Source organism: Halomicrobium sp. HArcht1-1, from assembly GCF_058933285.1.
Window position 1 is genome coordinate 2,205,116 of the sequence record NZ_JBZYDL010000001.1, and the last position, 19,547, is coordinate 2,224,662.

Annotated in this window: 16 protein-coding genes and 1 tRNA gene; 12 read left to right on the plus strand and 5 right to left on the minus strand. The window is 66.0% G+C overall.

The features are described from left to right. Positions 1-249 precede the first annotated feature (249 nt). The 9 genes from AC5FRZ_RS11660 (at position 250) to AC5FRZ_RS11700 (ending at position 10,941) form a co-directional block, all read left to right on the plus strand. Positions 250-2,124, plus strand: a complete 1,875-nt coding sequence (locus AC5FRZ_RS11660; protein ID WP_493564655.1) for a PKD domain-containing protein — start codon at positions 250-252, stop codon at positions 2,122-2,124. A 767-nt stretch (positions 2,125-2,891) separates the two neighbouring features. Then, entirely contained in the window at positions 2,892-4,874 is a 1,983-nt protein-coding gene (locus AC5FRZ_RS11665; protein WP_493564656.1) for a glycosyl hydrolase family 18 protein, read from the plus strand. 181 nt (positions 4,875-5,055) lie between these two features. After that, a complete protein-coding gene (locus tag AC5FRZ_RS11670; protein WP_493564657.1) occupies positions 5,056-6,972 on the plus strand; it encodes a glycosyl hydrolase family 18 protein in 1,917 nt (638 codons plus the stop codon). Between the two features lie 68 nt (positions 6,973-7,040). Further along, positions 7,041-8,606: a PKD domain-containing protein gene (locus AC5FRZ_RS11675; RefSeq protein WP_493564658.1), complete on the plus strand. Its 1,566-nt coding sequence runs from the start codon at positions 7,041-7,043 to the stop codon at positions 8,604-8,606. A 298-nt stretch (positions 8,607-8,904) separates the two neighbouring features. Continuing rightward, complete coding sequence (locus AC5FRZ_RS11680; RefSeq protein WP_170094955.1) at positions 8,905-9,384, plus strand: ferritin-like domain-containing protein; 480 nt, start codon at positions 8,905-8,907, stop codon at positions 9,382-9,384. Between the two features lie 31 nt (positions 9,385-9,415). Beyond that, complete coding sequence (locus AC5FRZ_RS11685) at positions 9,416-9,847, plus strand: metal-dependent transcriptional regulator (protein WP_015763873.1); 432 nt, start codon at positions 9,416-9,418, stop codon at positions 9,845-9,847. Positions 9,848-9,963: 116 nt separating this feature from the next. Next, a tRNA-Gln gene (locus tag AC5FRZ_RS11690) sits at positions 9,964-10,036 on the plus strand. Between the two features lie 161 nt (positions 10,037-10,197). Beyond that, entirely contained in the window at positions 10,198-10,494 is a 297-nt protein-coding gene (locus AC5FRZ_RS11695) for a DUF7526 family protein (RefSeq protein ID WP_493564659.1), read from the plus strand. A 99-nt stretch (positions 10,495-10,593) separates the two neighbouring features. Next, positions 10,594-10,941 carry a hypothetical protein gene (locus tag AC5FRZ_RS11700; RefSeq protein WP_493564660.1) on the plus strand — a complete coding sequence of 116 codons (348 nt, stop codon included), beginning with the start codon at positions 10,594-10,596 and terminating at the stop codon, positions 10,939-10,941. A 5-nt stretch (positions 10,942-10,946) separates the two neighbouring features. On the opposite strand, the gene AC5FRZ_RS11705 is transcribed toward AC5FRZ_RS11700, so the two are convergent. From AC5FRZ_RS11705 to AC5FRZ_RS11725, 5 genes are all read right to left on the minus strand, one after another. Next, entirely contained in the window at positions 10,947-11,822 is an 876-nt protein-coding gene (locus AC5FRZ_RS11705) for an aminotransferase class IV (protein WP_493564661.1), read from the minus strand. Further along, positions 11,807-12,454, minus strand: a complete 648-nt coding sequence (locus AC5FRZ_RS11710) for an anthranilate synthase component II (protein WP_493564662.1) — start codon at positions 12,452-12,454, stop codon at positions 11,807-11,809. Before AC5FRZ_RS11710 ends, AC5FRZ_RS11705 begins: the two co-directional genes overlap by 16 nt. Then, positions 12,451-13,926: an aminodeoxychorismate synthase, component I gene (gene pabB, locus AC5FRZ_RS11715; RefSeq protein ID WP_493564663.1), complete on the minus strand. Its 1,476-nt coding sequence runs from the start codon at positions 13,924-13,926 to the stop codon at positions 12,451-12,453. Before pabB ends, AC5FRZ_RS11710 begins: the two co-directional genes overlap by 4 nt. Before the next feature lie 120 nt (positions 13,927-14,046). Then, the gene (locus tag AC5FRZ_RS11720) at positions 14,047-14,514 is read right to left on the minus strand and encodes a DUF4332 domain-containing protein (protein WP_170094961.1); all 468 of its coding nucleotides are present in this window, start codon (positions 14,512-14,514) and stop codon (positions 14,047-14,049) included. Positions 14,515-14,569: 55 nt separating this feature from the next. Beyond that, on the minus strand, positions 14,570-15,367 hold the full coding sequence (locus AC5FRZ_RS11725; RefSeq protein ID WP_170094962.1) for a shikimate dehydrogenase: 798 nt from the start codon (positions 15,365-15,367) through the stop codon (positions 14,570-14,572). Between the two features lie 108 nt (positions 15,368-15,475). Here AC5FRZ_RS11725 and AC5FRZ_RS11730 point away from each other — a divergent pair, with 108 nt between their 5' ends. The 3 genes from AC5FRZ_RS11730 (at position 15,476) to ftsZ (ending at position 19,530) form a co-directional block, all read left to right on the plus strand. Next, positions 15,476-16,897: a calcium:cation antiporter family protein gene (locus tag AC5FRZ_RS11730; RefSeq protein ID WP_493564664.1), complete on the plus strand. Its 1,422-nt coding sequence runs from the start codon at positions 15,476-15,478 to the stop codon at positions 16,895-16,897. Then, positions 16,897-18,258 (plus strand): D-aminoacyl-tRNA deacylase, encoded by a 1,362-nt coding sequence (locus AC5FRZ_RS11735; protein ID WP_493564665.1) that lies wholly within the window; start codon positions 16,897-16,899, stop codon positions 18,256-18,258. Before AC5FRZ_RS11730 ends, AC5FRZ_RS11735 begins: the two co-directional genes overlap by 1 nt. Before the next feature lie 102 nt (positions 18,259-18,360). Further along, entirely contained in the window at positions 18,361-19,530 is a 1,170-nt protein-coding gene (gene ftsZ / locus AC5FRZ_RS11740; protein WP_153553968.1) for a cell division protein FtsZ, read from the plus strand. Positions 19,531-19,547 lie beyond the last annotated feature (17 nt).

The window sequence follows — 19,547 nt, forward strand, 5'->3', positions numbered from 1 at the left end:
GTGAAACGTGTGTGGTTGTGTGGCATCGTTACACAGGGATGTGCCGAGAAACGCACTCGGTGCTCCGGGGGGTGCCACGAGCGGCGATACGGACCGACGTATCGGCGACCGATTTGACACGACGGCTGGGGGTACGAAGCTTGGACGACCACCAGACGCCGTGTCGGTCGGTCGTGGTAGACACGACGCGGTGCTGATCAGTTCCGACTACGGCCCGCGTCCGAACCGACGACACGATCACACCAACACATGAAAGAGACACGACGAAGCTTCCTGCGAAACGCATCAGCACTCTCCGCGCTGGCGATCGGCGCCAGTGCGAGCGCATCGGCAGCAAACTGTAGCGGCGTCGCCGAGTGGGACGCGAGCGCCACCTACACCGGCGGCGATCAGGTCACCTTCGACGGCCAGCTGTGGACCGCCGAGTGGTGGACACAGGGCACCGAACCCGCCGAGAGCGAGAACGTCTGGACCCTCGAAGGGGCCTGTGGCGACGACGGCGACAGCGACGACAGCGGCAGCGGCGTCGACTGCAGCGGCGTCCAGTCGTGGGCGTCGGACGTTGCCTACTCCGGTGGCGATCAGGTCACCTTCGACGGCTCACTGTGGACCGCCGAGTGGTGGACCAAGGGGACCGAACCCGCCGAGAGCGAGGACGTCTGGACCCTGGAAGGGGCCTGCAATGGCGACGGCGGCGACGAGAACACCGCGCCGACGGCGTCGTTCTCGGCCGATATGAGCACGCCCGAACCCGGTGATTCGATCTCCTTCGACGCCAGCGCGTCGAGCGATCCCGACGGGTCGATCGACAGCTACGAGTGGGAGTTCGGTGACGGAACGACGGCGACCGGAGAGACGGTGAGTCACAGCTACGACTCGGCCGGCGACTACACCGTGACCCTGACGGTCACCGACGACGCCGGTGCGACGGCGACGGACTCGACGACGATCTCCGTTTCGAGCGGCAACGCCGCGCCGGACGCCTCCTTCACCGTCTCTCCCTCGAACCCGGCTCCCGATGAGTCGGTCAGCTTCGACGCGGCCGATTCGAGCGACTCCGACGGGACGATCGCCAGCTACGAGTGGGAACTGGGCGACGGAACGACGGCGACCGGCGAGTCCGTCAGTCACAGCTACGAGTCGGCGGGCGACTACACCGTCTCGCTGACTGTCACCGACGACGCGGGCGCGAGCGACACCAACGAGACGGTCGTCTCGGTCGGCGACAGCTCCGGCGGCACCGAAGGGTCGACCGAGTTCGCGCCGTACAACTACGTCTTCACCGATCCGGAGACGACGCTGGTCGATCACGCAGAGCAGGCGGGCAACGACAGCGTCACCACCGCGTTCGTCCTCTCTGACGGGAACGGCAACGCCGCGTGGGGCGGCGAAGTCGACCAGCTCGTCGGGGAAGCCGGCCTCAAGTCGGAGTTCCAGGCCTACCAGGATCAGGGCGGAACGATCATCATCTCCTTTGGCGGCGCGGTCGGGACGATGATCGCCCAGGACACGACCGACATCGAGAAGATCAAATCGGAGTACCAGTCCGTGATCGACACGTACGGCGTCACGCACCTGGACTTCGACATCGAGTCCGTCGACGAGGCCGCCGTCGACCGACGCAATCAGGCACTGGCCGAACTCCAGTCGGAGAACCCCGACCTGAAAGTGTCGTACACGCTGCGCTGTCGGACGACCGGCCTGACCGAGCACGGCACGTACGTCGTCGAGAACGCTCGCGACAACGGCGTCGACGTGCAGTACGTCAACGTGATGACGATGAACTACGGCTGGGTCCGTCCGAGTGCGAGCACCGTCAAAGACACCGCGAACGGCACCCACGAGGATCTGCTGTCGATCTTCTCGGACCTCTCCTCGGACGAGGCCTGGAGTATGGTCGGCATCACGCCGATGATCGGAGAGAACAACGTCGGTGGCCAGCACCGGCCCGAAGACGCCGAGGAGGTCGTCTCCTTCGTCGAGGACAAGGGGATCGGCCTCGTCTCGTTCTGGTCGCTGGATCGAGACAACGGCGACTGTCCCGACGGGACCGTCTCGGGCAAGTGCAGCGGCATCGAGCAGAGCGCCTACGAGTTCGCAGGCATCTACAACCAGGTGCAGTGACGGCGACGACGGTCGACCGCGAGCCCGTCACGAAACCACGACCCCGTTTTTTCGCCGCCGGCCCGTGCTACGACAGCGACAGTAGCCGTCGAAGCTCATACGGACAGTTGTAGCGATGACCGGTAAGCGTCTACCCCGTCGGTAAGCAGCGACAGCGTTCCGTCGCAGTCCATATCCGACCGCGTGACAGCGGTGAGATCGACTGTGAATCGGTTCGGTCGAGACGGCAGTAGTGCGACCGGGCCGTCGCGAGCGACGAAACCGGTCGATCCACCCTGCGAAACAGCCCTCAAATGGCGTTAGAGGGTTCGAAAGAGTGCTCCCCAGACCATGGTACAAAAGGACACACAATCAGCATCACCAGCGCGTTTTTCCTGGGTGAACAATCGTGTAGGACTGCGGCAACGACTCGCCACCGGCCTGGAGAGCAGATTGGATGCTCGGACCTCTGATAGACCGACGAACGCAACGAGAAGGGTGTTGACAACGCCAGTAGTGAGTGAAAGTGTCACATACCTCGTGTTAGTGCGAGAAGAGATCATTTATCATTATAAAATGGCGCAGCTATTCAGATGATTGTAGGGAGACGTTCCATGTATGGAAATATTAATTTTCGGAATTTTTTAGTGTATGCAGGAGTGTGGTACCTACAGCGGCTGGGTGAGAGAACGTTGGGTGCGGATTGGGGACTAGAACGCCGTCCCGGTAGTGGGGCGGCCAGATCCAACGGTGGCACGCCAACGGTCGACACCGCCGCGACAATAACCATGCAACGTCGCAACTATCTACAATCGCTTTCGGCGCTGGCCGGTCTGGCCGGCGTCTCAGCGGTAACAGCACAGGAAGAGTATCCGGCGTACGATTCGAGCGCCACCTACAACGGTGGCGACCGAGTCGTCTACGAGGGATACATCTGGGAAGCACAGTGGTGGACCAAAGGAACGGCACCGAGCGCAGACGAGGCCGTCTGGGAGAAGGTCGGACCTGCTGACGGGGACGGCGGCTCCGACGGCGGCTCCGACGGCGGCAGCAGCGACATTCCTGCCTACGATTCGAGCGCCACCTACACCGGCGGCGACCAGGTCACCTACGACGGATTCGTCTGGGAGGCCGAGTGGTGGACCAAGGGCACCGAACCCTCCGAGAGCGCGAACGTCTGGACGAAGGTCCGTGCCGTCGAGGACGGCGACAACGGCGGCGACAACGGCGGCGACGACGGTGGGTCCTCCGACCTGAACGCCGTCATCGACGCCAGCGCAACGCGCGTAGATGTCGGTGAGGACGTTACGCTGGACGCCAGCGGCTCCGAGGGCGACATCGAGTCCTACGAGTGGATGGTCGGCGATCAGGGTCCGATTTCCGGCGTCGAGAACACGGTCACGCTCGACGAGGAAGGCACCTACGAGGTCACGCTGACCGTCACCGACGCAGACGGTAACGAGGCGACCGCGACTCGATCCGTGTTCGTCGGCACCGCGGGCGGTACGCAGCCCGGCGACAAGCGAGTCGTCGCTTACTACCGACAGTGGGCACAGTACGACCGCGAGTACACCCCGTCCGACATGCCGCTGGACAAGATCACGCACGTCCAGTACGCGTTCGCGCGCCCGGAGAAGGACGGTTCCGTCAACCTCGTCGGCGCCAGTCACGGCCAGCAGGCGTTCTGGGACCAGAACACCGACTGGCGTGACGCACCCGGTGGAAAGAGCATCGCCGAACTCGCCGAGGAGAACGAGGACACCAAGTTCACGCTCTCGATCGGTGGCTGGGGCGACTCCGAGTACTTCTCGTACGCCGCAGAAACCGAGGAGAACCGTCAGCGCTTCGCCGACCAGTGTGCCGAGTGGGTCGACCGAGGCAACCTCGACGGCATCGACATCGACTGGGAGTTCCCCCACGGCGGGGGCTGTCAGGGCGACGGCGGCGAGGCGTGTAACAAGGAGAACGTCGAGCGCCCCGAAATCGACATTCCGAACTTCACGAAGCTGTGTCAGGCGGTCCGCGACCGTCTCGACGAGAAGGCGGCAGAGGAGGGCCGCGAGGAGCCGTACGAGGTCACTGCCGCAGTCAACGCCGACCCCGAAGCGATGGCCGACTACGAGCACGACGCGCTCTCGGACATCCTCGATTTCATCCTCGTGATGACCTTCGACTACGCGGGTATCTGGAGCGAGTACACCCGCCATCACGCACCGCTCAAGGAGAACCCGGACAACCCGTTCGAGAAGTCCGACAGCTGGAACGCTTCCTACGCCCTCAGCTGGTTCGAACAGCAGGGCTGGTCCCCGGACCAGCTCAACATGGCCGTTCCGTTCTACGGGCGTAGCTGGAGCAACGTCAACGACCCGGACGGCGAGGGCAACGGCGAAGACGACGGCCTCTTCCAGAAGTTCGACGGGGAAGACGGCAACGCCAGCGGCGAAGGTACCTTCGGTACCATCGGTGGTATCTACGAGTACTACGACCTCGCCGGTGGCGCCCGTGGCGGCTCCAGTATCATCGACGGCGACGACTACGAGACCTACATCGACGAAGACGCGATGACGGCCTACAGCTACAACCCCGACAAGGGCGGTGGCTACAACAAGGCCAGTGGCGAGATGATCTCCCACGACACCGTCGAGACCATGGAGATGAAAGCCCAGTGGCTCCGCGACTCGCCGTACGGCGGGACGATGCTGTGGGCCATCGGCGGCGACACGAAGGACGGCGAGCTGATCAGCACGCTCTGGAACACGCTCAACGAATAGTCGCGGTTCCACGGCGTTTCCCGGCCTGTGCGGTGACGTGCAATTACGGGGGTAACTGATGCGTCACCCACGGGCTGCTCGCGAAGTGACGGCGAAGGGGGCGACAGCGCGACCCGATAGCCCCGCCGCCGTCACGTCAGCATCGACCGAAACGACACGACGACACCGAACGACACCATACATGAGAGAAACACGACGCGACATGCTACAGAAGGCAACGGCTCTGTCGGCACTGGCAGTCGGTGCCAGTGCGACCGCAACAGCAGCAGACTGCAGTGGCGTCTCCGAGTGGGACTCGGGGGCCACCTACACCGGCGGCGATCAGGTCATCTACGACGGTGCGCTCTGGACCGCCGAGTGGTGGACCAGTGGCACCCAGCCGGCGGAGGACGCCAACGTCTGGACAAAGGAAGGTGCCTGTGGCTCCACGCCACCGGGCGACGGCGGCGACACCACTAATTGCAGCGAAGTATCGGCGTGGGATTCGAGCATGGCCTATTCGGGCGGCGATCAGGTCACCTACGACAGCAAGCTCTGGACCGCCGAGTGGTGGACCAAGGGCACCGAACCAGCCGAGAGCGAGAACGTCTGGACGCTGGAAGGTTCCTGTGGCGACAGCGGCGGCGGTGGCGGCGACGAGAATCAGTCGCCCGAGGCCTCCTTCACCGTCTCGCCGTCCTCGCCCGAGCCGGGTGAGGAAGTGACCCTCGACGCCAGCGGCTCCTCCGATCCCGACGGCGACTCCCTGAGCTACGAGTGGGAGATCGAGAACGTCGGCACCGTCGAAGGTGCGGAGAACTCGCTGACCTTCGACGAGGCCGGAGACTACGAGGTCACGCTGACGGTCACGGACGCCGAGGGCGCGTCCAGTTCCGTCACCGAGACGCTCTCGGTCATGCCGGCACCGGACGGCCCCGACGACGAGTTCAAGGTCATCGGTTACTACCCCGGCTGGAAGGCCACGCCGGAGTACGACTACTACCCCGAGGACATTCCCTTCGACAAGGTCACCCACGTCCAGTACGCGTTCCTCGGCGTCGACGCAGAGAAGGCAGTGCCGACGATCATGAGCGACCAGGACCGCAAGAACCTCGAGCGGTTCAAGGAGCTCAAGGACGGAGCGGCCTCGGACACCAAGATTACGCTCTCGATCGGTGGCTGGGCAGACTCGACCGGCTTCTCCGAGATCGCCGCGACCGAGAGCAACCGGCAGTCCTTCGCCGACCGGTGTGTCGAGATCCTCCGGGAGTACAACCTCGACGGCATCGACATCGACTGGGAACACCCCGGTAGCTCCCAGGGCAAGTGCCAGTGTGGGAGCAACAAGGACTACGAGACCCACGTCGACCTCCTGCAGGCGCTGCGCGACACGCTCGATGCAGCCGCCCAGGAAGACGGCAAGTACTACGAGCTATCCATCGCCAACGGTGGCTCGGACTGGAACGCCGGTGGCCTCCGCCACGGCGACATCGGCGAGATCTGTGACTTCGCCTCCATCATGGCCTACGACTTCACGGGCTCGTGGATGGACGTCGTGGGACAGAACGCGCCGCTGTACGGCGACTCCCACCCCACGGAGAACAGCCAGTACGGCGAGACCTACACCGCCCAGTACTTCGTCGAGTACTCGGTCGACAAGCTCTACGCTGGCGACCACGACGAGACGGGCTACTGGCCCGGTCAGTGGGAGTACCCGCCGGCCGAGCCCGCCGAGTACGACGAACTGGTCCTCGGGCTGCCGTTCTACGGCCGAGGCTTCAACGGCACCGAGATGTACGGCAGCTACAGCGGTCTCCCGAAGGGCACGTGGCACGACCAGCTCGAAGACGGCGCTGACCCGACCGGCGCGTTCGACTTCGGTGACCTCGAAGAGAACATCGAGGGCGCAGACGGCTGGACGAAGAAGCGCCACGACCCCGGTGCGGTCCCCTACATCGTCAACGAAGACGAAGAGACGATCATCAGCTACGACGACGAACAGGCCATCGAAGAGAAGGTCAAGTTCGCCAAAGAGCGTGGCATGCAGGGCGTCATGTTCTGGGAGCTCTCCCAGGACTGGAACGAGACGCTGCTCGACACGATCAACCGGACCGCATAACGCCGGTCACATCGCTTTTTTCGGCGCGTCGAATCGATCGCTGACGAACGAGTCACACTATCACACCAATGAAACAGACACGACGGAACATTCTACGTAAGGCATCGGCACTGACAGCACTCGGTATCGGAGCCAGCGGCATCGCGGCTGGCGCAGACTGTAGTAGCGTCCCGGAGTGGGACGCCGACACCACCTACACCGGTGGCGACCAGGTCACCTACGACGGTGCACTCTGGACCGCCGAGTGGTGGACCCAGGACGAACCGTCCGAGAGCGCCAACGTCTGGACGCGCGAGGGCGCTTGCGGCGGGAACGGGGGAGACGACGGCGACGACGGCGACGGCAGTGACAGCGCGAACTGCGACGACTTCCCCCAGTACGATTCGGGGGCGACCTACACCGGCGGCGACAGAGTGATCTACGACGGTCGGCTCTGGGAAGCCGAGTGGTGGACCAGCGGCACCGAACCCGCCGAGAGCCAGAACGTCTGGACGCTGGTGGGCACGTGTGGGAACTTCGCACCCAGTGCGGTCGCCTCGGCCTCGCCCTCCTCGCCGGAGGTCGGCGAGACGGTCACCTTCGACGGCTCCGGCTCTGCCGATCAGGACGGCTCGATCACGAGCTACGAGTGGAGCTTCGACGACGGCACCACCGAGACGGGCGAGACCGTCACCAGAAGCTACGACGCGAAAGGCGAGTACACGGCGACGCTGACGGTGACCGACGACGCTGGCGCGACCGCCAGCGACTCCGTGAGCGTCGCGGTCGGCGACAGCGGTGGCGGCTCCGAGAAAGAAGACGACGTGTTCGCGCCCTACCAGGGCACGTGGGGAAGTCTCGTCGACGGGACGCTGAACGTCGACACGGATCGTGTCGTCGTTTCGTTCGTCGGCGACGCGACCGACGACGGCGAGGTCAACCCCGGTTGGCTCACCTCGGACGGCCAGCGTCCGCTCACCGACTACACCGACGAGATCCAGACGCTCCAGGACAACGGTATCGAGGTCTGGGTCGCCATCGGTGGCTGGGACGGCCGGACCGTCGCACGGGACGCGACCGACGCGACGGAACTGAAGAACGTCTACGCAGACATCCTCGACACGCTCGGGGTCACTCACCTCGACATCGACGACGAGAACGCCAACGAGGCAGGCCGTGACGGCAGCGTCTACGAGATCCGCAACGAGGCGCTCGCGATGTTGCAAGACGAGCGCCCCGAAGTGAAGATCTCCTACACCGTCCCGGCCGGACAGGGCGGCATCGAGAACCGCAACTACTCGCCAGCCAAGGACATGGTCAGCGACGCCGTCGAGAAGGGAATCGACCTGTCCTACGTCAACATCATGACCATGGGCTTCTCGGGCGACTACACCTCGATCATCCCCTCGGCCGGACAGGGGACCGTCGACTGGCTGGCCAACGTCTACCCGGACAAATCCGAGCAGGAACGCTGGGAGATGCTGGGTGTGACGCCGAACGTCGGCGAGGACAACTTCACGACCGACGACGCCAGCGCCATCGTCGACTGGGCCGAAAACGAGGATCTCGGACTCCTGAGCTTCTGGGCGCTGTACAAGTCCAGTGCTGCCGAGCAGGCGGAGATCTTCGCGACGTTCGAGTCCGACGAGGACTGATACGGCCGGCTGGCACTGTTGCAAGATATGTGCGACCACGGGGTCGCAACATTTTTTACAGACAGTCAGCCGGCGGTATGAGGCCACGAGGCGTCACCGCCGCGAGCGAGTTCCCACCTCCGGGTGGCGGTCACCCGCCCGTAACACAGACCCGTCAGTGACACGTTCGATCCTTCGGGACCCCGTTCTGGCGCTCGAACGACCGGACGGACGGAACTGCGAGGGAACCGCTTAAGTCGCCGCCTCCCCGAGCAACGACTATGACTGTACAGACGCGTGACCGACGGGGGCAGGTACCGTGAGCCTCCAGCGGCCAGTCGGCTCCGACCACCAGCTCGCGCGGCTGCTCCAGATCGGCGTCGTCCTCGAAGAGGTCGTCGAGGCGCGCGCCGACAAGCACGCCAGCGTCTCGGCGGATCTCGATCCCGCGGTCGATCGACTGCTGGACCACGCCGCCGAAGAGTCCGAACAGCATCGACGCGCCCTCGAAGAGTTGATCGCCGAACTGGACGCCGAGACGGTGCCGTTCGACGAGATCCAGACGCTCGTCGAGGCCCAGTACGAGAGCGACGACGAGTTCGACGGCGTCCTCTACGATCAACTGTGCAACGAGGAGACGGCGTACAAGTTCTACGACGACCTGATCGGAGCGATCGAGACCTCCGAGACCGAGTTCAGCATCGACCGAGATCGACTCCTCTCGACGCTCGAACGCATCCGCGACGAGGAAGCAGACGGCGTCGAAGAAGTGACCGAACTCATGGAGGAACGCGAATGAGTGCCGCCGCGACACCAACGGAGGGATCCACGTGAACACCGCTAACCAGTATCTGAAAGCCATCTACCTCGTCCAGGAACAGGAGGACGGCCCAGCATCGACCGGTGACGTGGCCGACATGCTCGAAGTCAGCCCGGCCAGTGCCAACGAGATGATCGGCAAACTCGAAGACCAGGGCCTCCTCGAACACGAGAAGTACAAGGGCGTCGACCTCACGGACGAGGGGATCCACCGCGCTCGCGAGGCGCTCCAGAACTACTGCATCATCGAGCGGTTTCTCCTCGAAGTGCTCGAAGTCGAGGAGTTCCGCGGCGAGGCAAAGCAACTGGAGGGGGTCATCGACGAGACCGTCGCCGAGCGACTGGACACGATCATCGACCGGGAACCGCAGTGCCCGGACTGTTTCGACGCCGAAGACGACGTGTGCGGACTGATCGAACTGGAAGCCGAGGCGTCAGACTAGCGCCGCCGATCTGAACCGAAGACGTGCCCCGACCCGGCTACCCAGTGGCCAGTCCTGTGGCAGACGGCGACCGCAAAGACAATTCTATTAAACACCGCCGAGCAATACCCAGGTGAAGTCCCGTGGTGTAGTGGCCAATCATATGGGCCTTTGGAGCCCATGACGGCGGTTCGAATCCGCCCGGGACTACTTTTGCGCCGAACAAACCCGTGAGGCGCAAATATCCTCGGCGGTTCGAACTCAGAGGACGAGCGAATTCGAGCCTTCGCAGTTCGAATCCGTCCGAGGCTACGTTCGAGAGTTGCATCCCGGACCGCAAGGTAGATTCCCGCCGCCTGGTGAGTGAGAGTATGACCGAGACGATCACGGGCGAGGTGATTCACGTCGTCGGCCCGGCGGAACTCGACGAGGCCGAACTGGTCGCGGAGCTGGCGGCGCTTGCGGAGTCGCGGTACGTCCTCGTCTGTCGCGAGGGCGGCAAGCCGGGCTGGCTCGAACGGCTCTGGTCGTTTCTCAGGCGCGACCCGATCGAACCGGTGACGATCGTCACCGACGACGCCGTCGAAGAGGGCGTAGAAGTGACGGCGACGGTCCGGGGGACCGACCTGCCTGGCGTCTACGAGGCCGTCGACGTCCGGCCTGCGTAAGTGCCATCCACCAGGAGTGAGACACGGACTGTATCGATGGGATTCGAACGCCACCTGCAGTTTCTGCCCGACCACCCCCCGACGTGGCTGGACATCCTGATGGGCGTCTTCATGCTCTGGCAGTCCTCGTACGTCCAGACACGGGTCGTCGCGTGGCCGTGGTTCCTCGCCGGCACTGCCGTTACCCTCCTCACGCTCGGCCCGTTCAAACACACCAGCTTGGGCCGCCGGATCGACGAACACGGTGACGATGCAAGCGGCGTTCGTAAACTCGCGATCGTCGTGCTCATCGCTGGCGTCCTGTGGGGGCTGATACTCTTGTTGGAGATTTCGGTGCCGATCGCCACGAGTGGTGTTGCCGGTGCCATGGCGGGCGTGAGTGTGTTCGTATTCGTCCACCTCGCCAGCGCCCGCTCGGTCGACGGGTGGGTCCGACGAGAGCGATAACTGGGTTACTCGTAGCACTCGCTCTCGACGCGTTCGTCGTAGAGCCGCTGGAGGAGCTTCGTCATCGGTCCGGTGCCCACGTCGATGCCGTCGACGGTTGCGACGGGCCGGATCTCCCAGGTCGAGTTCGTCAGGAACGCCTCGTCTGCCTCGCGAACGTCGTCGACGGTGTACGTCCCGGTCTCGACGGGGAAGTCCTCGGCGTCGGCCAGTTCCATCACGACCGAACGAGTGACGCCGGGCAGCAGGTCCAGTTCGCTGGCGGGCGTTCGCAGGCCGGCCTCGGTGACGAAAAAGAGGTTGCTGGTGGCACCCTCGACGACGTGGCCGTCGGTGTCGCGCAACAGCGCCTCGTCGGCCTGGAAGCGGTCGGTCGCGGCGCGGCGCAGTTCCAGCCGAGCGAGGATTCCGTTGAGGTAGTTGTGGGTCTTGGCGTCGGCCGGAAGCGCCGCGTCGGGCACCCGTCGGGTCTTGACGGTCTGTACGTCCGCCGGATCGTCCCAGACTGACTCGCCTTCGGTCCCGCCGCGTGGAAGCTCGCGGACGACGACGACGATCGACGGATCGACCGTCTCGTCGGGCGTCAGCTTCCCGGGCTGGACGCCGCGGGTGACAGAGAGCTTGACGTAGGCGTCGTCGAGGTCGTTGGCGGCGAGGGTCTCGTCGACGCGGTCCCGGAGGTCGTCGGGCACTGCGTCGCCGAAGCCGAGCGTCTCGGCGGTCCGCTGGAGGCGCTCGCGGTGGGCCGTCCACTCGAAGGGGACGCCGCCGTAGGCCCTGATCGTCTCGAAGGCCGCGTCACCGTACTGGAACCCACGGTCTCTGACGGGGACGCTCGCTTCGCTCGCCGGAACGAGATCGCCGTTTACGTGGTATTGCATTGGAGACAGAAGTTCTCGATCATCGTCTTGCCGCCGTCGGTGAGGATGCTCTCGGGGTGGAACTGGACGCCGACGTGGGGCCGCTCGCGGTGGCGCACGCCCATGACGATACGGCGGTCGCCCTCGGCGTCGTCTCCGGCATCCCCGTCGGTCGCAGAAACCGTGGCTGCAGTCTCTTCGAGCGCGTCGGGCAGTGCGGTTCGCTCGACGGCCAGGGAGTGGTAGCGACCGACCTCGAAGGGATCGGGCAGGTCCGCGAACACGCCCGTCCCGTCGTGGGTGACCGTCGAGGACTTGCCGTGGACGACCGACTCCGCGTGAGTCACCTCGGCACCGTTGGCGCTACACAGCGCCTGGTGGCCCAGGCAGACCCCGAGCGTCGGGTACCGGAGCCGCGAGAAGATCGGCATCGAGACGCCGGCCGCCTCGGGGGTTCCGGGGCCGGGCGAGACCACGATTCCGTCCGGGTCGAGGTGTTCGATCTCAGCGATCGAGACCGCGTCGTTGCGCCGGACGAGCACGTCGTCGGGACCGCCGCCGAGGCGCTCGACGACCGCGCCGACGTACTGGACGAGGTTGTAGGCGAAGGAGTCGTAGTTGTCGATCACCAGGATCGTCGGCGCGACGCTCATCGCTCGGCCTCCACGGTCATCTCGGCGTCGGCGTCGAGTGCCTCGTCGACGGCGTTGATCAGTGCCCGTCCCTTCGCGAGCGTTTCGTCGTACTCCCTGCGGGGGACGGAGTCGTGAACGATTCCCGCGCCCACCCGGAGGTAGTACCGGGACTCGTAGCGCACCAGCGTCCGGATGAGGATGTTCAGCGTCGCCCGGTCGTCGAATCCGAAGATCCCGACCGAACCGGTGTAGGGGCCGCGTCGGGTCGCTTCCAGTTCGTCGATGATCTCCATCGTCCGGGGCTTGGGGGCACCAGTGATCGTCCCGCCGGGGAAGACGGCGGCGACGGCGTCGGCGAGGTCCATCCCGTCGCGTAGACGGCCCTCGACCTTCGAGACGAGGTGCATCACTTCGGAGTAGCGGTCGACCCGCCGGTAGTCGGTCACCTCGACGCTGCCGAACTGGCTGACCTTGCCGAGGTCGTTGCGTTCGAGATCGACCAACATCGCGTGTTCGGCCTGCTCTTTCTCGTCGTCGAGTAGCTCCGTTTCGAGGTCAGCGTCGTCTTCTGGCGTGTCACCTCGCGGGCGCGTGCCGGCGATCGGCTCCGTCTCGACCACCGCGCCGTCGCGGTGGAGCAGCAACTCGGGGCTGGCGCTCACGAGGTCCACGCCGGGGAACTCCACCAGCGCCGAGTAGGGGGCCGGATTGACCGTCCGGAGGGCGTCGAAGGCCGCGACGGGGTGGACGGCCGCCGGGGCGACGAGGCGCTGTGAGACGTTCGCCTGGAAGGTGTCGCCGTCACGGACAGCGTCCTGAACGGCCCGCACGCGGTCGGCGTACTCCTCGGGCGTGCAGTCGCTCTCGAACCGCGCGTCGTCGGCCGCCGAGGGCGGATCACCGACCGACGGATCGCCGTCGACGGCCGCCCTGGCCAACTCCAGCGCGTGCTGGCGGCCGAACTCGTAGGCCAGCGCCGGCCGTTCGAACTCGTCGAGGCGCGGACAGGCGGTCACGCGGAGTGTGACCTCGTCGCCGCGGGGTTCCTCCCAGGCGGCGATCCGGTCGTAGGTCGCGAGCTGGAGGCGCGGGAGCGCACGATCACGGAGTGCGTCGTCGGGCAGTGTCTCCAGTTCGCGGGCCACGTCGTAGGAGAGCCACCCGATCACCCCACACGGATACGGAACGTCGCAATCGCCACGCGCGAGGTCGTCGGCGTCGACGGCGTCGGCCAGGACGGCCAGCGAGTCGGCCTCGCCGGGGCCGACCTCGTGGAAATCGGCTGGCATCGTCGCGAAATAACCCCAGCCGGACTGGCCGCCGGTCGTCCCGAGGTAGACGCCGCCGGCCGCGTCGCCGTCGCGTGCGCGCCGATAGGCGGCGAACGGATCCGAGACGGTGACGCGCACCTCGACGGGAACGCGGGCCGCGGGACTGGCGTCGGCGGCGACCGAGCCGAACGCGTCCCTGTCGGTAACGACAGTGGGCATTACCGAACAGGACGTGTCCAGCAGATAATTCCCTTGCGGTCGACGGTCACGCCGTCGGCCGTCGATCTGTGAGAACACCGCGACTCCGGCGACGGCTGGAAGCGGCGACTGGCGGCAGTGTCAAAAGGAGTTCGCCTGTTCGATCCACCCGGAGACTCTGTTGGGTGAGAGATCGGTCGCCTCGCCCAGTTCGTCGGCGTCGGCCGCCGCGAGCTCCGAGACGGTCGAGATGCCGGCGTTCTCCAGTCGCTCAGCGTAGGCCGGCCCGACGCCTTTGATCTCGGTGACTGGGGCGTCGTTCTCGACCGACGGCTCGTCGTCGGACTGCTCCGTGGAGGGCGTCGCAGTCGTCTCGGCTTCGTCGTCCGCGTCGGCCTGCTCGCCGACGGTCTCTGATTCAGTCTCGTCGTCCGCGTCGTGCGTTGCCTCTGCGGTGTCAGTGTCGGTCCCCTTGACGGCGTCCTCCGACTCCGTCGACGGCTCGCGCTCGACGGTCACGTCGACGTCCTGGGGAGCGTTGGCCCCGGCGGACGGCGACCCCGAAGCGTCGAGCCCGAGTGCCGATTTCAGTTTCTGCAACAGACCCATGTGGGGGGCTACTGGTCGCCGACACTTAACACCTTCCGGGTTAGTGGCAACGTTCTCACAGGCGATCCCGGAGTGCGTCGTTCATCGCCGCGACCGGTGCGGACACACCGGTCCAGCGCTCGAACGCTTCGACGCCCTGGAACAGGAGCATCCACGCGCCGTCGACGGTCGTCGCACCGGCGGCGTCGGCCGCCCGGAGCAGTCGCGTCTCGATCGGCGAGTAGACGGCGTCGAGGACGGACAGATCGCCGTGGAGGGCGTCGGCCGGCACCGGGGTCGCGTCCTCGTCCATCCCGACGCTGGTACAGTTGACCAGCACGTCCGCGTCGGCGACGGTGTCGTGTAGTTCGTCGAGTCCGTGGCCGGTCGCCCCCGGCACGTCCGCGGCGAGGTCGTGAGCGCGCTCGACGGTCCGGTTGGCGATCCGGACGGCCATCCCCTCGTCGGCCAGCCCGAACGCGACCGCCCGACCGGCACCGCCCGCGCCGACCACGACTGCGGTGCCGTCGAGGGCCACGTCGTGGCGGCGGAGCGCGCGCACGGCACCGACGGCGTCCGTGTTGTAACCGCGTGGCTCGTCGCCGGTCAGGTCGACCGTGTTGACCGCGCCGATCCGCTGGGCCAGCGGATCCGGGTCGACGGCTTCGAAGGCCGCCTGCTTGAACGGGATCGTGACGTTCAGCCCCGTGATTCCCAGCGTCCGGGCGCTCTGGATGGCGGCGGCGGCCGCGTCTTCGTCCGGCTCGAAGGTGACGTAGCGAGCGTCCATGTCGAGCTGTTCGTAGGCCGCTTCGTGCATCGGCGGCGACAGCGAGTGACCCACCGGGTTCCCGATCAGACCGAACACGTCCATACCGCCTGGGCACGCGCGGTGGATATCAAAGACACGGTCGCGACGACCGACGACCACTCGCCGGCCGTTTCGCAAGCTTTTCGGACGGACCTATCCAGGGGTGTGGTAGTGAGCCGCCTTCGTCATCCACTGGTCCAGATCGGAGTCGCAGCCGGGCTGACAGCCCCCTGGATGGTGCTGTTCGTCTACAACACGCTGGTCGGCGTCGGTCTGCTTGCCGGTAGCGTCGTCCACCTCGGCACCCTCTCGGAGGTCGCTCTGACGGGGATCGCCGTCCTCGGTGCGTCCTTCCTGCTGGCGTGGGGAGCCGAGACGGCGGAGAAAGACGTGCCGCGTGCCTTCGCGATCGCCGTCCTCGCGGTGCTGGCCGTCGCACCGGAGTACGCCGTCGACGCGCTGTACGCCTGGAACGCCGGTGCCGGTGGCGCGACGACCGAAGCCTGTAACGCGCTCTCACCGGCCGCTATCGAGGCCGGCGAGACGGCCCTTGCCGGGGCCTGCCACGACGCCAACCTCGCCGTGGCCAACATGACCGGCGCGAACCGCATCCTCATCGGGATCGGCTGGGCCGGGATCGCCGTGTTCACGGTCTCGCGGGCCTTCGAGACGAAAGACCCTGCCGTCCAGGACCGCGAGGGATGGCTCGGCGACTCGGTCCAGCTCGACACCGACATCGCGACCGAGATCACGTTCCTCTTTGCCGCGACGGTCTGGGCCTTCCTGGTGCCACTGGGCGGCGGCATCGACATTCTCGATACGGTCGTCCTCGTGGGGCTCTACGTCGCCTACATCGCGTTGATCCTCAAGTCCGACATCGAACAGGGCGAGGAGCACGTCGGCGTCCCCAAGTACCTCCAGCAGTGGCCGTTGCCGTGGCGACCCCTGTCCGTGATCGTGCTGTTCGTCTACTCCGGCGTGGTGATCTTCACGGCCGTCGAGCCGTTCGCCCACGGACTCGAACAGATCGGGATCGACAACGGGATCCCGCAGTTCTTCATGATCCAGTGGGTCGCGCCCCTGGCCAGCGAGTCGCCGGAGCTGATCGTCGTCGCGGTGCTGGTCAACAAGGCCCGCTCGACGGCCGGGTTCAACGCCCTGATCTCCTCGAAGCTCAACCAGTGGACGCTGCTGATCGGGACCCTCTCGGTCGTGTTCTCGATCTCGTACGGGGCCTACGGCGTCCTGCCGTTCGACGCGAAGCAGGCAGCCGAGATCTGGATCACCGCCGCCCAGTCGTACTTCGCGCTGGCGATCCTCAGTAACTTCGAGATCAGCATCCGCGAGGCGCTGGTCCTCTTTGGCCTGTTCATCTCGCAGGTACTCCTCGAGTTCGTCCTGATCCGCGAGTGGCTGGCCCTGCCCGTCGACAGCTACGAACTCCTGTTGGTCTACACTGCGGTCTACATGGTCGCCGGGACCGCGCTGCTGATCAAGCGTCGCAAGTCGGTGCAGTTGCTGTTCGGGTTGACTGCCGACGCGGTCCGTGACGCGACAGATCGTGAGACCGTCCACGAGGAGTTCGCGGACTGATGCTCGCCGTCGTCGTCTCGCGATCTGACTCGGCCTCCGAACACGTGGGCGAACAGCTGCTCGATCTGGTCGAGTGGACGGAGACGGTCGACGAGGAGCGGCCAGACGGCGACGGTGGCGGCACCGTCTACCGTCGGGACGGGGTCGAACTCCGAACGTTCGACGCGATCCACCTCGACCTCGAATCGGCCGCGACGGCCTTCGACGACCCCGACCTGCTCGTCTTCGCGTCGCGCCACGCCGGTGAGACGGGGCCGCTGCTGACCGCACACCACACGGGCAACTTCGGGCCGGCAGAGTTCGGCGGCGCGGACGGCGTCCTCGCCCGTGCCTGCCCGAACGCACACCGCAGGGTCGTCGAGGCGCTCGAATCGTTCGCGCCCGAGGGCTACGAGGTAGGGATGGAGGCGACCCACCACGGCCCCAGCGTCGTCGGCGCTCCCTCGATGTTCGTCGAAGTCGGGAGCGACGAGCCCCAGTGGGACGACGCCGACGCCGCGCGGGCAGTCGCGCGGGCGATCCTCGCGCTGGAAGACACCGAGCCCGACACACCACGAGAGAACGGGACGCGTCGCCATCTCGTGGGCTTTGGCGGGGGCCACTACGCCCCCAGGTTCGAGCGCGTCCTGCGCGAGACCGACTGGGCGATCGGCCACGTCGGTGCCGACTGGGCGCTGGACGCGATGGGCGATCCACGGGACAACCGGGCCGTGATCGAGCGAGCCTTCGAGGAGAGCCGTGCCGACTACGCACTGCTGGAGGCCGAGCGGCCGGCACTGCGCGAGACGATCGAAGACCTCGGCTATCGGGTCGTCGACGAGACGTGGGTCCGCGAGACCAGCGGCGTCTCGCTGGGACTGGTCGACCGACTGGAAGCCGCTATCGGACCCATCGACGACGGCCTCCGGTGTGGCGAGCCCGCGAGAACCCACGACGCTGACTTCGTCGTCTGGGACCCGTCTGGGGAGTTGCTGGCCAGAGTGAGCGGGATCGACCGGGAACGGACCCGAGCGGTCGTCGCCGAGACCGCGCTGGCGTTCGACACCGAACAGAACGGGACCGAAGTCGTCGGCCCCGTGGCGCTGCCAGCGCCCGACGACCGCGAGCCAATCGTCGAGGGGCTCACCGCGGTCCTGGCACAGTCGTACGACGAGGTCGTTCGGGACGGCGACTGCCTCCGGGCGCGCGAAACGACCTTCGACCCGTCGCTGGCCCGCGAGTGCGGCGTGCCCGAAGGCCCGAAGTTCGGCCAGCTTTCGGCCGGCCACTCGGTCGAGGTCGACGGCGAGACCGTCGACCCCGCGGACGTGGTCCGAGAGCGCGTCGACGAGTTCGAACTCCCAGAAGTACGGTCTGCGTAACTGTTCGGCCCGGAATCGGCCGCCGCCGTCGAAATACGTCAGCCAGTCGTCAGACAGCAGGGGAACACTAATAAGCGCTCGTTTGTTATCGGCGTTCAAATTATGGACTCCATAATCGACGACGCAATCGACGAGGCCGAGGAGGAGCGGGACGGAGGCGATCCCGCTTCTGAGGGGCCCGACCAGGACCAGAGTTCGACCACGCCAGACGCCACGAACACGTCTGGGACGATGACCGACGAAGAGCTGGCCGACGTGGTCAAGGACCTCGAAACCAAGATCACCGTCGTCGGCTGTGGGGGCGCGGGCGGCAACACGGTCACCCGAATGATGGAAGAGGGAATCCACGGCGCGAAGCTCGTGGCTGCCAACACCGACGCCCAGCACCTCGCCGACGAGGTCAAGGCCGACACGAAGATCCTCATCGGCAAGAAACGCACCGGCGGCCGCGGTGCCGGCTCGGTCCCGAAGATCGGCGAAGAGGCCGCCCAGGAGAACATCGAAGACATCCAGCAGTCCATCGACGGCTCCGACATGGTGTTCGTCACCGCTGGACTGGGTGGCGGGACCGGGACCGGTGCCGCCCCCGTCGTCGCACAGGCCGCACAGGAGTCCGACGCGCTGACGATCTCGATCGTCACCATCCCGTTCACCGCAGAAGGCGAGCGACGCCGCGCCAACGCCGACGCCGGCCTCGAACGCCTCCGTGCCGTCTCCGACACCGTCATCGTCGTCCCCAACGACCGCCTGCTCGACTACGCGCCCTCCATGCCGCTGCAGGACGCGTTCAAGATCTGTGACCGCGTGCTGATGCGCTCGGTCAAGGGGATGACCGAACTGATCACCAAGCCCGGCCTCGTCAACGTCGACTTCGCCGACGTTCGCACCATCATGGAGAACGGCGGCGTCGCGATGATCGGCCTCGGGGAGTCCGACAGCGAGAACAAGGCCCAGGACTCGATCCGCTCGGCGCTTCGCTCGCCGCTGCTGGACGTGGAGTTCGACGGTGCCAACTCCGCGCTGGTCAACGTCGTCGGTGGCCCCGACATGTCCATCGAAGAAGCCGAGGGCGTCGTCGAGGAGATCTACGACCGGATCGACCCCGACGCTCGCATCATCTGGGGCGCGAGCGTCAACCAGGAGTTCGAGGGGAAGATGGAGACCATGATCGTCGTCACCGGCGTCGAGAGCCCGCAGATCTACGGCCAGAGCGAGGCCGAACGCGAGAAGGCCGCCCAGCAACTCGGCGAAGACATCGACTACGTCGAGTAGTCCCCGACGAGCGACTC